General features: G+C 37.2%; 14 protein-coding genes. 7 read left to right on the top strand and 7 right to left on the bottom strand.

Annotated elements, in window-relative coordinates; genetic code table 11:
- Positions 1-22: 22 nt before the first annotated feature.
- Positions 23-1,708 carry a ShlB/FhaC/HecB family hemolysin secretion/activation protein gene (locus H1225_RS10490; protein ID WP_115065523.1) on the bottom strand — a complete coding sequence of 562 codons (1,686 nt, stop codon included), beginning with the start codon at positions 1,706-1,708 and terminating at the stop codon, positions 23-25.
- Between the two features lie 607 nt (positions 1,709-2,315).
- Here H1225_RS10490 and tnaC point away from each other — a divergent pair.
- From tnaC to mutT, 3 genes are all read left to right on the top strand, one after another.
- Positions 2,316-2,420: a tryptophanase leader peptide gene (gene tnaC, locus H1225_RS18435; protein WP_161748211.1), complete on the top strand. Its 105-nt coding sequence runs from the start codon at positions 2,316-2,318 to the stop codon at positions 2,418-2,420.
- Between the two features lie 382 nt (positions 2,421-2,802).
- Complete coding sequence (locus tag H1225_RS10485; protein ID WP_232240022.1) at positions 2,803-2,952, top strand: aromatic amino acid transport family protein; 150 nt, start codon at positions 2,803-2,805, stop codon at positions 2,950-2,952.
- 106 nt (positions 2,953-3,058) lie between these two features.
- A complete protein-coding gene (gene mutT / locus H1225_RS10480; RefSeq protein ID WP_072063371.1) occupies positions 3,059-3,451 on the top strand; it encodes an 8-oxo-dGTP diphosphatase MutT in 393 nt (130 codons plus the stop codon).
- A 77-nt stretch (positions 3,452-3,528) separates the two neighbouring features.
- Here the strand turns inward: mutT and yacG are convergent, their stop codons facing one another.
- The 6 genes from yacG to ppdD all read right to left on the bottom strand — a co-directional run bounded on the left by yacG (position 3,529) and on the right by ppdD (position 8,245).
- Positions 3,529-3,741: a DNA gyrase inhibitor YacG gene (yacG, locus tag H1225_RS10475; RefSeq protein ID WP_006533733.1), complete on the bottom strand. Its 213-nt coding sequence runs from the start codon at positions 3,739-3,741 to the stop codon at positions 3,529-3,531.
- Between the two features lie 54 nt (positions 3,742-3,795).
- Positions 3,796-4,548, bottom strand: coding sequence for a cell division protein ZapD (gene zapD, locus H1225_RS10470; protein ID WP_006533732.1), 753 nt, complete (start codon positions 4,546-4,548; stop codon positions 3,796-3,798).
- Entirely contained in the window at positions 4,541-5,164 is a 624-nt protein-coding gene (coaE, locus tag H1225_RS10465) for a dephospho-CoA kinase (RefSeq protein ID WP_006533731.1), read from the bottom strand. The genes zapD and coaE overlap by 8 nt, the downstream gene beginning before the upstream one ends.
- Before the next feature lie 234 nt (positions 5,165-5,398).
- On the bottom strand, positions 5,399-6,598 hold the full coding sequence (locus H1225_RS10460; protein ID WP_161669504.1) for a type II secretion system F family protein: 1,200 nt from the start codon (positions 6,596-6,598) through the stop codon (positions 5,399-5,401).
- Positions 6,595-7,695, bottom strand: coding sequence for an ATPase, T2SS/T4P/T4SS family (locus H1225_RS10455; protein WP_161724779.1), 1,101 nt, complete (start codon positions 7,693-7,695; stop codon positions 6,595-6,597). Before H1225_RS10455 ends, H1225_RS10460 begins: the two co-directional genes overlap by 4 nt.
- A gap of 106 nt (positions 7,696-7,801) precedes the next feature.
- On the bottom strand, positions 7,802-8,245 hold the full coding sequence (gene ppdD, locus H1225_RS10450) for a prepilin peptidase-dependent pilin (RefSeq protein WP_006533725.1): 444 nt from the start codon (positions 8,243-8,245) through the stop codon (positions 7,802-7,804).
- Positions 8,246-8,456: 211 nt separating this feature from the next.
- Between ppdD and ampD the strand changes: the two genes are divergently transcribed.
- The 4 genes from ampD (at position 8,457) to aceF (ending at position 14,804) form a co-directional block, all read left to right on the top strand.
- Positions 8,457-8,999, top strand: coding sequence for a 1,6-anhydro-N-acetylmuramyl-L-alanine amidase AmpD (gene ampD, locus H1225_RS10445; protein WP_006533724.1), 543 nt, complete (start codon positions 8,457-8,459; stop codon positions 8,997-8,999).
- A gap of 326 nt (positions 9,000-9,325) precedes the next feature.
- On the top strand, positions 9,326-10,096 hold the full coding sequence (gene pdhR / locus H1225_RS10440) for a pyruvate dehydrogenase complex transcriptional repressor PdhR (protein WP_072063494.1): 771 nt from the start codon (positions 9,326-9,328) through the stop codon (positions 10,094-10,096).
- Between the two features lie 163 nt (positions 10,097-10,259).
- The gene (gene aceE, locus H1225_RS10435) at positions 10,260-12,926 is read left to right on the top strand and encodes a pyruvate dehydrogenase (acetyl-transferring), homodimeric type (protein WP_072063365.1); all 2,667 of its coding nucleotides are present in this window, start codon (positions 10,260-10,262) and stop codon (positions 12,924-12,926) included.
- A 12-nt stretch (positions 12,927-12,938) separates the two neighbouring features.
- On the top strand, positions 12,939-14,804 hold the full coding sequence (gene aceF, locus H1225_RS10430; RefSeq protein ID WP_161671289.1) for a pyruvate dehydrogenase complex dihydrolipoyllysine-residue acetyltransferase: 1,866 nt from the start codon (positions 12,939-12,941) through the stop codon (positions 14,802-14,804).
- The last annotated feature ends 195 nt before the right edge of the window (positions 14,805-14,999 follow it).

The following is a 14,999-nucleotide window of genomic DNA, read 5'->3' as shown; positions in this document are numbered from 1 at the left end:
CGTTTATTGCTATGAGTGTGAATCAAAATAAATATGAAAATCTAACTAACACTTGAGTAGGGTCTTTGGTTTTATTGGAATTCGTTTGGTTGTAAAGCAAATGCCCCTTAGCGACTTCGATATCGAATTGTGCTTTTTGATATTGAAGATTTAAGCCTGAACTTAGTCCATAACCACTACGCCATCCTTCATAGTTGCCATGTTGTTGAACACGACCTGCATCTAGGCCAATTCGAGGGGTGATTGAAAAGGTATTTATTCGATAAGGATAAGAAAGCGTATTGCGCAAATAGCCGCCGTTATCGCCAGAAAGTGTACTTTGATCAAAACCGCGGATCGCATTTTTATCCGTTAAACTTAGCCATTCCACTCCCGGTAAGGTGTCAGGGCTATATTGGCCAAAGAAGGCGCTATTGAATAAAAATGTAGAATTCGATATAGCAAAACGATGTTGCCAATTGGCAAAAAGCTTAACTTTTGTAAAGCGATAGTCATTACCATCGCCATTAGTAACACGAGGTGATTCGTCTGCACCAAACCAACCAATGGCTTTTTCTGCACTTAAATTCGCACTGATAACACCATTTTGAATAATATGTAAATGGTTGATACCTAGCTCTACTGTTGTAAGTGCAGGGCTACTTAAATCAAGGCGAATTTGGCTGAAATAGTTGCGTATTTGTTTATGTGTTACCTGCATATTTAAGGTATCAATCTGCTTTTGACTACGATAAAACGCGTAATCGCCCCTTAAACCAACTTGTGTTGTATCTCCAGACAAACGTACGGTACGTGTTTGTAATGCTTGATGAAATTCATACTCGGAATAGCTACCAAAAGTACTGAATGTCAATGCGCCATAAGGTAAAGAATAGAGTAGGGTGTAAGCACGATTAAAACGTGTATTGGGTTTATCAGTGGTAATGCTAGCGTTTAAGCTAACAAAATCAGATAACCCCAATGGGCTGTCTAAGCTTGCATTCGTTCGAACTAACCAGCGCCCCGAGTTTTTTTGTCCATAATTATCACTCGAAATATTTAGGTGCCATGGTGCTTGTCGCTGATTGGAGAGCTGAATAATGGAGCCACCTAATTGCGTACCAGGCAATATATCTAATTTAACTTTATTCGATTGTAAGCGGTTTGCTTGATCAAGCCCTTGATCCAATTTTGAGAGTTCAAGAGGTTCTCCTTCAATATGAGGGAAAAGTAATGCGGTGTTAACGCCTCGATCGCCACCTTCTATTTTTTCAATAAAACCTTCAATAACATACAACCCAAGTTGTTGTTCTTGATTAGGACGTAAAAATTGAATTCTGGCAGTAATATAGCCATGTTGAAGATAACGTTGAGTTAACTCTTTGATTAAACGATTAACGTCAGCACTTTTTATACATTGCTCTGGTAATGGTGTTAAGGAATCAAGATCTTTTTCATCAAGTAAAGTAATTCCTTGAACATAAACTCCATTAATAGGCAAACAATGTTCTGATTCAGTAATAAGTGTGGGGGAAGGTGAAACCTCTAATGCATTTTCTTGAAGTTGTTGATAGCGATTTTGTTCAATAAGTTGATTTATTTCACGTTGACTCTCTTGTAATGCGCGCCGCGATTCTCCCATCGAGCCTAAATAACCGGTGTCATTTGCTGTTAATCCAGTGGTTGATAATCCACTTAATAGTGTTAATAAAATAACTTTTTTTCTCATTTTACCTCAATATAAAGGTATTAATTCAAATATAAATAATATTGCTTAAATATAGAAAGATAATAATTAATGTTTTTATATTATCGTTAATTTTAGAATAATAAATACTGAGTACTCTCAATATGAAAAGAAATTAAAAATAGATGAAATAAAGATAAATTTTCATCTCTTTCGATATTAAATAGCGATATAACTAAAATGATTAACATCTCAAATTGTATTGATTAAACAAATGATTAATTTTAAGGGTGTCTAGTGTATTGATTTTCATAGTGATAATCTTCAGTGTTATTTTTCTTATTGCTTAAACTATCATCAATTCAGTAATGTTAATTAAAATTTTTTCATTTTTTATAATGAGAAGATAAATAATGAGAGGAGATTCAAAAATATAAAAATAAAGTGCTAATTAGCTTTTCATTTGTTGTTTATAAGTTTATTAATGTTTTATTTTGGAATAAATATTTCATGAATTATTATTTCATTTAAATGAATAAAATGGGGGGTTAAAAGATTAGGACTTTATTGTTAAATTACTAATCGTGTTTAACTGTTATATAAATTAGCGTGTAAATTGTACTGTTTCCTGACTATTAAGGGTTAAAGTATGTTCTCATCATTTAATGTCTTAATAATATTAAGAGGTTTCTTCAGATTGAATAAATGGTTTAATATTGATTCTCAACTCGCCTTCTTCTTTCCTGAAAAATAATCCTTTTTTATATCCATCCAAAATATATTTAATATTCTTTTTCCAGTATTATTAAAAGATAAACAAAAAGATGGAAAAGCGAAAAATCCTGTATTTATTTCTCATTTCCATTTTGACACAACAGCAGCACACGTTGAATTAAAGGTCTTGAATTCGAATATGAACCACCTGTGTTAAGACACTTTACTGCTATATTAAAACCTATCAAATAAATAATACTCCACAATAATAATGGCTCTCGTGCAATGTGATAGCTCTATCCTTATTTTAGTAAGGACTAAAAAATAGAAAATAAGTCGGTTAATAAAGAACCTTCAATTATATTGCAATTGCGTATGCAGGTACGGCTGCTTGTATCTGGGCAATTATCTGTCCTGCAGTTATGGCACTGAAAGCGCGAGATAAATTTCCCAACTCAGGCTTTAAAGTGTGGGGAGGTAAAGGATTAATTTATTCAGTTATCGCTTTTGGTGCCGTAGGGATTATTTGCCAAACATTAGCACAGTTTGGTTTGTTACCTATTTATCGTTAATTAATCAAGATAGCAAGGGAAAGAAAACCAGAGTAGCACGGTTGGATATGCGTTATAATAACACTAAGATGTTATAATGACGTTAATATTCAATAGGTTGTCTATAATGGATAAGAAGAAGCTACATATTGCTGCGGGTATTATTTGTGATCAACACAATAATGTCTTTATCACACAACGTCCTCTAAAATCGCATATGGGGGGATTTTGGGAATTTCCCGGGGGAAAATTAGAAGATAAAGAGACTCCAGAACAGGCGCTATTCCGTGAATTACAAGAAGAAATTGGTATTGATGTAACGCAATGCTCACTTTTTGAAACGGTAGAGCATGATTTTCCAGATAGACACATTACTTTATCTTTTTTCTTAGTCACGCAATGGAATAATGAGCCATATGGTAAAGAAGGACAAGAATTTAAGTGGACATCTATTGGATCGTTAAATGCTGATGATTTCCCACCTGCAAACCGCACCATTGTGGCATTATTGCAAAAGTAGAATAGTGTTAAATAAGCGTTTATAAATAAAATAGCCACTCGATTGAGTGGCTATTTTTTATGTGTAGAATTAGAAAGTTAGATGTCTTTAGGCTCATATTGCGGAGCTTCACTCCAATCATCACTATCATTAATATCACTTTGGCTTGGAATACGCTTTGATTCATCAGCCCATTCACCTAAATCAATAAGTTGGCAACGCTTACTACAAAAAGGGCGATAAGGGCTACTTTCATTCCAAACAACTTCTGTTTGACAGGTTGGACATTTTACAACTAATTCTTCGCTCATTATCTCTCCTAGATTTCATTGGTGCGATTTATGCTCATATCAATAAACATAATGTTAGCAACAAGCGATCTCAAAAGGTAGATCTAGAGGTACTGTTCCATTCTCACTATCAAGTGGTAAAAAGCGGATCGCATAGCGATTTTTGTGCCCAGAGACTTGAGGATAGATTTGGTGGTCGATGGCTATTTTAACACGTAGCAATTCAGCTTCTTCAGCACTGTCTTGATAAAAACCACGGTGACTGAGAACGGGCTTAAATGTATCTGATTGGCGAATAAGCATAAGTAAACTATTTAATGCATTTTGTAATGGCAATAACCCCGTCAGCCAGCTTTGTAATCTTTCATCACGAATTGCTTGAGGTAAGCTTAACCACAAATGTAATGCTGGTACATCAAAGTTACAACATCCACCAGGAATACTTAGGCGCTGTTTAACTAAATTGATGACTTTATCTTGTTTTAAATGTTGACCAATGCGAGGAGCTTTACTTAATACAATTGCATTTTCAGCTAATTCATCAATAATTTGAGTGACAATTGCTTTATCAACATTAGGAAATGAAAGCCATTGCTGTAATTTTTTTTGTCTTTTTTCTAATTCTTTAAGTAATTCAGCGCGGATTTCGCCACGATCAAGTACTTCAATAAATTCTGATATCGCACGGAAAAACGAGAGAGCCGTGGGTAATGAATCAATTGCACTAAAACTGTTAATTTGAATCAATGAGTTTTCAATTCTAAGCCATGAACGCATTTTTTCATTGAGGGGATGTTCGAAGATGATTGTTGTGATGTCATCACTCATGGCAATTGTCCTGTAACGCTTGTTGAGCTAATTCTAAGTAATGCTGATGAAGTTGCTTAACTTTTTCAATCATATGTTGGCTATTATCGTGATTTTCAATAATATCATCAGCGACGGCTAATCGTTCTTGTCTTTGAGCTTGAGCTTTTAAAATATTGAGAACTTGCTCTCGACTTACGCCATCTCGTTTCATGGTTCTTTCTATTTGCTCTTCCTGTGTTACATCAACAACAAGAATACGAGAGGCGAGATGCGTTAATTTATTTTCAATTAATAATGGAACAACCCAAATAAGATAGGGCGCATTAATTTGCTGTATCTGTTTTTGAGTCTCTTGCTGTATCAATGGATGGAGAAGATTGTTAACCCAATCTTTTTCTTCATTATTTTCAAAAATAATCTGGCGCAACAGCGCTCGGTTTAATGAGCCATCGGGTAGTAAAATGCAGTCACCAAAATGTTGATGCAATGCATTTAGTCCTAAGGAGTGAGGCTCTACCACTAATCGAGCAATAATATCAGCATCAACAAGAGGTACACCTAATGAGGCAAAAGCATTAGCAACGGTAGTTTTACCGCTGCCTATTCCGCCTGTAAGAGCAACCGTATAAGCCATTTGAGTTTATCTGTTTTTAATGAATTAAAATTTACTATTAGTCTAGGTATTCTAAAGCCTAATTTTGTTTTTATCACAAGATAATAACCGCAATATTTGGGTTTTATTCGGTTATTATGATAGGTGATTTTCTGCTACCCTAACATCCTACCTGATAATATGTGATAGAATTACCATCAATCAATGAGTTAGTGCAAAACATAGTAACAGCCTCTCACTCATAAAAATTGTGACTCACTGTATAGTATCACCTAACTGTAATATAGGAAGATACATAGCAATGATTAATGTACCAATAATCAATGCGATGACCGTCATAAGTATTGGCTCTAACCAAGCACTAATGGTATTTAATTGCTCATCGAGTTGATGATAAAACCAATCACTTAATTGCTGACAAAAATAGAGCAATTGCCCAGAGTTTTCTGCACAAATAATAAACTGATAACAAATAGGCGTAAAGAGTGGCTCATTTTTCATAAATAAGCTCAACGATTTACCTTGTATAATGTGATCACTCATTTTAGAAAGGAGTTGTTTATAAATAGGATGTGAAAGTTGTTCTGTTCCTATTTTTAAGCTTTGTAATAAAGGTAATCCTGCTTGTTGTGTAATACTGACTATTTGAAAAATAAGATGTAATTGCTGATATTTTAAAAGTTTACCTAAATAGGGAGTATGAAGAAGAAGAGCTTGTTCAGCGAAATAAAAGGGTGATAAAGAGTAACGAATTAAACGATAAAAAAATATTAAACCGAAGAAGATAAATGCTATCATACTGATATAATCAGTAAGCCATTGTGAAAAATTAATCAGGATTAATGTTAAATGAGGAAGTTCTGTATTAAAGGCGCTGTATAAGGACTGATATTCAGGTAAAACATAAAGCAACATAATACTGGTAATAAAAACTAATATAGTCAGTAAAAAGACAGGATATTTAAACGATTTTTTAATTTTTTTTACAATCTCTCGCTGTTTTTTTAACTGTATTATTTGCAGCGTAATTACTTCATCTAATTTTCCACTTTCTTCACCAATAAGAACAAAACGATTTAGTGAGGTCGGAAAATAAAGTGGATAGCGATTTAATTGTTTAGAAAGAGAACCTCCTTGCATTAAGTTAAAAATAATATCTTCTAATACACATTGCCAATGTGAATAACGACATTCATTTTTTAATAGTGTTAATGCAGGAAGAAGTGCCAAACCAGAATGTAGTAATAAAGCTAATTGTTCGAATAATTGAATTCGATATTGTTTATCAGCATCTTGAAATAAAACGATCTTATATAAACGAATTTTTATGGGGATTTTTTGTTGTTGAGTTAAGTTAATAAATGCTTCGTTATTCGAGGACGCAAGTATTTTTCCAGTGCATAATTCTCCTTGATAAGTTAATGCATCATAGCGATAAATTAGCTGTAATTTCATTCAATATCTCCTAGCGTTTGATAAACCTCCTCAAGTGTTGTGATCCCTTGTCTTATTAACGAAAAACCGGAATAGAATAAGTGATAAAGGGATGAATGTGTTTGTTTTGACGGCTCAAAACAGTCATAAATAGCCGTTCTTCCATTATAGCCTGAACAGCATTGCTGACAACCAACGGCTTGCCAATTTGGTAATTCGACTATTTCTTTATTGATATTAATATGCTGTTTATTGGATAAGCATATTTTACAGTGTGGACATAAACAACGAACTAATCGTTGTGAAATAATTAAACTAACACAGGAATGGATAAGATCTTTTTCAATACCTAAGTTATGTAGACGCATTATTGTAGATGAAGCCGAATTAGTATGTAAGGTTGATAATACAAGGTGCCCGGTTTGTGCTGCTTTTATTGCCATTTCGGCTGTAGATTGATCACGTATTTCACCTACCATAATAATGTCAGGATCTTGGCGTAGTAATGCTCGTAATATTGTTGTGAATGAGATCCCTGATTTTTCAGAAATTTGAATTTGATTAATCCCCTTCAAAGGTAATTCAATTGGATCTTCAACACTATTTATATTTAGGTTCTCTCTATTTAAATAGTGTAAACAACTATATAAAGTGAGTGTTTTTCCACTTCCCGTTGGCCCTGTGACTAAAATCATTCCTTGAGGTAAATTTAAATATTTTTTTAATAGCGTTAAGTGTGAAAGTTGAAAACCTAGATGATTTAATTCTGGTTGTTGTAAATTATTTATTAGTCGTAAAACAACTTTCTCACCATACAGCGTGGGAAGTGTCGCTATTCGTATTGAATATCTTTTTTCATGATAAGACCAACTAAATTGCCCATCTTGAGGTAACCGTTTTTCTGCAATATTTAAGTTAGCAAGTATCTTTAATCGAGTGACTATTTCTTCAGAGAATTCATCCGGAGGGGATGATAATAGATATAAATGATTATCTATTCTGGCGCGAACTCTTACACTGGTTTGTTGAGGCTCTATATGTAAATCAGAGACGCGTTTTAAAATACTTTCACGTAATAGATGTTCAATAAATTCTGTTGCAGAGTGTGTGATATCCATTCTTCACCTCTTTATACTTTTACTTTTTAATTTATCTGCGTTGTCTGCGATATTTAAAGTACATAATAAGAACACTCAATATGAGTGCTCTTTTATATTTAAAGCACTAATCTGATTTTAAAATTTCATTGCACTGTTTTTGCAACGTAAGATTTGTTGCTGAACATTGTATTTTCCAGACTGGAAGAAGGTCGTTAATTCTATTTTCTGGAGACATTGTAATCGTTAGACCATCAAGCTGAGATTTTCCAGTTGCACTAATCACGCCGTTTAACACATTAATATCAGACAAATATCGACTACGAAATTGTTGAGGCATAAAGGTTGAATCAGAATTGCAGTGTTGAGGCTCATTTTCATAACGACATAATTCTATTGCAGAACGATAGGGCGACAGTGTTTGCAATACATCGGTTAATGCGGCTTTTTGGATATAACCTTGATAGGCCGGAATAGCAACAGAGCTTAAAATCGAGATGATAGCAATCACAATCATAAGTTCCATAAGGGTAAAACCATTTTCATTAGAGTGATAATTAAGTACATTCATCTAGCGTCCTCCTTGAGTAATAGACACTAGAAGTATGAAAAAAAAGGACTTTATTGGCGAATAAATAAAATAAAGTTTGAGTAAAATATCGAAAAGAAAAAGGAGATATACATATTTAACCTTTATTATTGAGGGAAAGTTCGCATTTATTGATGAGTATGAGCTAATAAAGTTATTGATAATGTCTAAAACAAAATAAAAGAGGGTTGATGTGGAAATAAAACAAGGTTGGCTAATCGATGCTAGACAGGTTCCTTCACCTAATCATGATAAGAGACCTGAAGGTGAGTCTCCTTCTTTATTAATTGTTCATAATATCAGTTTGCCTCCAGGCCAATTTGGTGGGCCTTATATTGACCAACTTTTTACCAATACATTATCAGAGCAAGATCATCCTTTTTTTAGTGAAATAATCGGTTTAAGAGTATCTGCTCATTGTCTTATTCGGCGTGATGGTGAAATTGTACAATATGTGCCTTTTACAGAGAGGGCATGGCATGCTGGCGTTTCTTTATATAAAGGCAGAGAAAAATGTAATGATTTCTCAATAGGTATTGAGCTTGAAGGTACTGATGAATGCGATTTTACTCAGCAGCAATATCAGCAATTAGTGAAGATAACTCAATCGCTTATTGCTCTGTATCCTGCCATTGAAGAAAATATTACTGGGCATAGTGATGTTGCACCAAATAGAAAAACTGATCCGGGGCCTCACTTTGATTGGGCTTATTTCCGCAGTTTGTTAACAAAATAACTAGTTGAATTGAATTTTAAATCATTAATTTTAATTTTAAATTCAAAATAATATTGCTGTCACGCTTCAGTTTGACTGTTTATGTGTTTAAAAAACGTTAAAAAATTTATTTTTTGACGTTTCTGAATAATGCGATCTGGTTATCACTTTTGATGAATTTTTAAAATAATTTGTTAAAATTTGCAGGTTTTTATGATTTCGCTCAACAACTGTATGGACAGTTAGTGAATACTTTGTTACTTTATTATCCGTTATATTAAATTGGTATTACCAATTGACAACTCAATCACTAAGGTAATAGTTATCCAATAATGGCTTTCAGCAATATGGCTTATACAAAAATCCGCCAACCTAAGCTTTCTGATGTTATTGAGCAACAGCTTGAACATCTGATTTTAGAAGGTACTCTGCGTCCGGGAGAAAAACTCTTACCTGAGCGTGAACTGGCGAAGCAATTTGATGTATCTCGCCCTTCATTGCGTGAAGCAATCCAAAAATTAGAAGCTAAAGGTTTTTTACTCCGTCGCCAAGGCGGTGGTACTTTTGTTCAGCACAATCTCTGGCAAAGTTTTAGTGATCCTTTAGCTCAACTGCTTAGCGGACATCCCGAATCTCAATTTGATCTTTTAGAAACGCGCCATGCACTTGAAGGTATTGCTGCATATTATGCTGCATTACGTGGCACCGATGAAGATCTTGAACGTATCAAAGCTAGTCATGATTGCATCTTGAAAGCCCACGAAAAGGGTGATTTAGTCGCTGAATCTGAAGCGGTATTGCAATATCAATTAATTGTTACGGAAGCTGCTCATAATGTTGTTTTATTGCATCTATTACGATGCATGGTGCCAATGCTTGAGCAAAATATTCGCCAGAATTTTGAGTTTCTTTACACTCGTAAAGAGATGTTAACAGCAGTAAGTGAACATCGTAGTCAGATTTATCAGGCTATTATTAATAGAGAGCCGGAGGTAGCGCGTGAAGCTTCACATCGCCATTTGGCCTTTATTGAAGATGTTTTGTTGGATATGAGTCGTGAACATACTCGCCGTGAGCGCTCTTTGCGCCGGCTACAACAACATCCTGATTTATTTTAGTAGCACAGATCCTGACCGCTGAGTCTGTACTACCTATCGCCCTGTGATTTTCAGGGGAAGCGGTAATAACAGCAGGGCCTATCTTCCCGTCATATCAGATGGGTATAACGGGAAGATAGGCTCCCATAACCATTAAAAACAGATAACAGATAAGGAATACACCATGTCAGATATGCTGAAAAATGACGTGGATCCGATCGAAACTCGCGACTGGTTACAAGCGATCGACTCGGTCATCCGTGAAGAAGGTGTTGAGCGTGCACAGTTTCTGATTGATCAGGTATTAAAACAAGCCCGTAATGGTGGTCTTAATATCGCTTTAGGCGGTGCTGTACACAGTGATTATATCAATACCATTCCTGCTGAAGATGAACCCGCTTACCCTGGCAATCTGGAATTAGAGCGTCGTATTCGTTCTGCTATTCGCTGGAACGCAGTAATGATGGTTCTGCGTGCATCCAAAAAAGATTTGGAACTCGGCGGACACATGGCGTCATACCAGTCTTCTGCAACGTTATATGAAGTATGCTTTAATCACTTCTTCCGTGCCCATAATGACAATGATGGCGGCGACTTGGTTTATTTCCAAGGCCATATCTCCCCAGGTATCTACGCACGTGCATTCTTAGAAGGTCGTTTAACTGAAGAGCAATTAAACAACTTCCGTCAAGAAATTGGTGGTAAAGGTTTATCTTCTTATCCACACCCTAAATTAATGCCTGAATTCTGGCAGTTCCCAACTGTTTCTATGGGTCTGGGACCACTATCTGCAATTTACCAAGCTAAATTCCTGAAATATTTGAATCACCGTGGCTTAAAAGATACGACTAAACAAACGGTTTATGCGTTCTTAGGCGACGGAGAGATGGACGAGCCAGAATCTAAAGGTGCAATCACCATCGCAGTTCGCGAAAAATTAGATAACCTGTGCTTCGTTGTTAACTGTAACTTACAACGTCTTGATGGCCCAGTTACTGGTAACGGCAAAATTGTTAACGAATTAGAAGGTATCTTTGCGGGTGCTGGCTGGAACGTTATCAAAGTCATGTGGGGCGATCGTTGGGATGAGCTTCTGCGTAAAGACACCTCTGGTAAACTCATTCAATTAATGAATGAAACTCTGGATGGTGATTACCAGACATTTAAATCTCGTGATGGCGCTTATGTTCGCGAGCACTTCTTCAATCGTTACCCAGAAACTGCTGCATTAGTTAAAGATATGACTGATGATGAAATCTGGGCACTAAACCGTGGTGGTCACGATCCGAAGAAAGTCTTTGCAGCATTCCAAAAAGCAAAAGACACTCAAAACAAACCAACTGTTATTTTAGCTCAAACCATTAAAGGTTATGGTATGGGTGAAACAGCAGAAGGTAAAAACATCGCTCACCAAGTTAAAAAAATGAACATGGATGGTGTTCACCATTTCCGTGATCGTTTCAATATTCCAGTTGCTGATGAGCAAATCAAAGACCTGCCTTATATTACTTTTGATAAAGAGTCAGAAGAATACAAATATCTGCACGCACGTCGTCAGGATTTAGGCGGTTACCTACCAGCTCGTCGTCCTCGTTTTGACGAAAAACTGGATATTCCGACACTGGAAGATTTCAGCCAATTATTAGAAGAACAATCTAAAGAGATTTCTACAACTATCGCATTCGTTCGTGCACTGAACGTGATGTTGAAAAATAAATCTATCAAAGATCGTTTAGTACCTATTATTGCTGACGAAGCACGTACTTTCGGTATGGAAGGTCTGTTCCGTCAAATCGGTATTTATAGCCCGAATGGCCAACAATATACGCCTCAAGATCGTGAGCAAGTTGCTTACTATAAAGAAGACGTTAAAGGCCAAATTCTGCAAGAAGGTATCAACGAACTGGGTGCTGGCGCATCTTGGTTAGCAGCTGCAACATCTTACAGCACTAACAATCTGCCAATGATCCCCTTCTATATCTACTACTCAATGTTTGGTTTCCAACGTATTGGCGACCTATGCTGGGCAGCAGGTGACCAACAAGCTCGTGGTTTCTTAATAGGTGGTACTTCAGGCCGTACAACACTTAACGGTGAAGGTCTACAACACGAAGATGGTCATAGCCATATTCAATCGCTAACTATCCCTAACTGTATCTCTTATGATCCAGCATTCGCTTATGAAGTTGCTGTTATCATGCAGGATGGTTTAGAGCGTATGTATGGTGATAAACAAGAAAACGTTTATTACTACATCACTACACTGAATGAAAACTACCATATGCCAGCAATGCCAGCCGGTGTTGAAGAAGGTATCCGTAAAGGTATCTACAAACTAGAATCACTGGAAGGCGCGAAAGGTAAAGTTCAGTTACTGGGTTCAGGTTCTATTCTGCGTCACGTTCGTGAAGCAGCACAAATCCTGTCTACTGAATACGGTATTGGTTCTGATGTTTATAGCGTAACTTCATTCACTGAATTGGCTCGTGATGGTCAAGATTGTGAACGTTGGAACATGCTACACCCATCTGAAGCACCGCGTGTACCTTACATCGCTCAAATTATGAATGATGCACCAGCTGTAGCCTCTACTGACTATATGAAACTGTTCGCTGAACAAGTTCGTACTTATGTACCAGCAGATGATTACCGCGTATTAGGTACAGATGGTTTCGGTCGTTCTGATAGCCGTGAAAACCTGCGTCACCACTTCGAAGTTGATACTTCTTATGTGATTGTTGCTGCATTAGGTGAATTAGCTAAACGTGGTGAGATTGATGTGAAGGTTGTTGAAGAAGCAATCAATAAATACAACATCAACCCTGAAAAAGTAAACCCACGTCTGGCGTAAGAGGTAAAGTGAATGTCTATTGAAATTAAAGTCCCAGATATCGGTGCGGATGAAGTTGAAGTCACCGAAGTGATGGTGAAAGTGGGCGACCGTATTGAGGAAGAACAATCCTTAATTACTGTAGAAGGCGACAAAGCTTCTATGGAAGTCCCATCACCACAAGCGGGTGTAGTGAAAGAGATCAAAATTGCTGTGGGCGATAAAGTTCAAACCGGTTCTCTTATCATGATTTTTGAAGCAGAAGGTGCTGCGCAAGCTGCACCTGCTCAAGCTGAAGCACCTGCACCAGCCGCTGCGCCTGCGACAGCTGAATTAAAAGAAGTTCATGTACCTGATATCGGCGGTGACGAAGTTGAAGTTACCGAGGTGATGGTAAAAGTGGGTGATAGCGTTGCTGAAGAACAATCACTGATCACTGTAGAAGGTGATAAAGCTTCTATGGAAGTTCCAGCTCCATTTGCTGGTGTAGTGAAAGAAATCAAAATCGCAACGGGTGATAAAGTGAGCACAGGCTCTCTTATCATGGTGTTTGAAGTTGCAGGTAGCGCACCTGTTGCTCAGGCAGCACCAGCTCCAGCAGCATCTGCACCAGCAACATCTGCTGTGAAAGAAGTGAATGTACCAGATATCGGTGATGACGAAGTTGAAGTGACTGAAGTGATGGTTAAAGTCGGTGATTCCATCTCCGAAGAACAATCACTGATCACCGTTGAAGGTGACAAAGCTTCTATGGAAGTTCCAGCACCATTTGCAGGTGTGGTTAAAGAGATCAAAATTGCGGTGGGCGACAAAGTGAAAACTGGCTCACTGATCATGATGTTTGAAGTTGCAGGTGCAGCACCTGTTGCTCAAGCACCAGCGGCAACTGCACCAGCACCAGCAAGTTCTGCACCGGCAGCACCTGCTAAAGCACAAGCGACTGCACCAGCGGCGAAAGAAGAATTCGTTGAAAATGATGCTTACGTTCATGCAACACCGGTTATTCGTCGCTTGGCGCGTGAATTTGGTGTGAATTTAGCGAAAGTGAAAGGTACTGGTCGTAAAGGCCGTATCTTACGTGAAGACGTCCAGTCTTACGTGAAAGAGTTAATTAAACGTGCTGAATCTGCACCAGCGAATGCAGGTGGCGGATTACCAGGCATGTTACCTTGGCCGAAAGTTGACTTCAGTAAGTTCGGTGAAATTGAAGAAGTTGAATTAAGCCGTATCCAGAAAATCTCTGGTGCTAACTTAAGCCGTAACTGGGTGATGATCCCTCACGTAAATCTGTTCGATGAAGCAGATATCACTGAGGTTGAAGAATTCCGTAAACAGCAAAATAAAGAAGCAGAGAAGAAAAAACTGGATGTTAAGATCACTCCGTTAGTCTTTGTGATGAAAGCAGCAGCAAAAGCACTGGCCGATATGCCACGCTTTAACAGCTCTATCTCTGAAGATGGACAGAAACTGATCCTGAAAAAATACATCAATATTGGTATTGCTGTAGATACACCTAACGGTTTAGTTGTTCCTGTTTTCAAAGATGTTAACAAAAAAGGCATTATCGAACTGTCTTATGAGTTAGCTGAAGTTTCTAAGAAAGCACGTGCAGGTAAACTGACAGCTGCAGATATGCAAGGCGGATGTTTCACTATTTCTAGCCTTGGTGGTATCGGTACTACCGGTTTTGCACCGATCGTTAACGCACCAGAAGTTGCGATTATGGGACTTTCCCGTTCTTCTATGAAACCAGTATGGAATGGTAAAGAATTCGTACCACGCTTGATTCTACCAATGTCACTCTCTTTCGATCACCGTGTGATCGATGGTGCTGACGGTGCTCGATTCATCACTCTGATTAATCAGTACATGAGCGATTTACGTCGTTTGGTAATGTAATTATTTAAACCGGTGCTTAGCGCCGGTTTCTCTGATTACAGTGATGGATTTTACAGTCATACATCTTAGGTTGTGAGATCCGTCATGTTAGAGCGCTTTTCAGTTTATTAACATTTCTGTAAACTGCATGCGGTATGTAAGTCTCGGTGTTAAATATGGATTTTCGTCTGACTCGCCGGACAAATAAATAATGAG

Source organism: Proteus penneri (assembly GCF_022369495.1).
GTDB lineage: Bacteria > Pseudomonadota > Gammaproteobacteria > Enterobacterales > Enterobacteriaceae > Proteus > Proteus penneri.
This window is presented reverse-complemented; position numbering and strand designations above follow the sequence as displayed.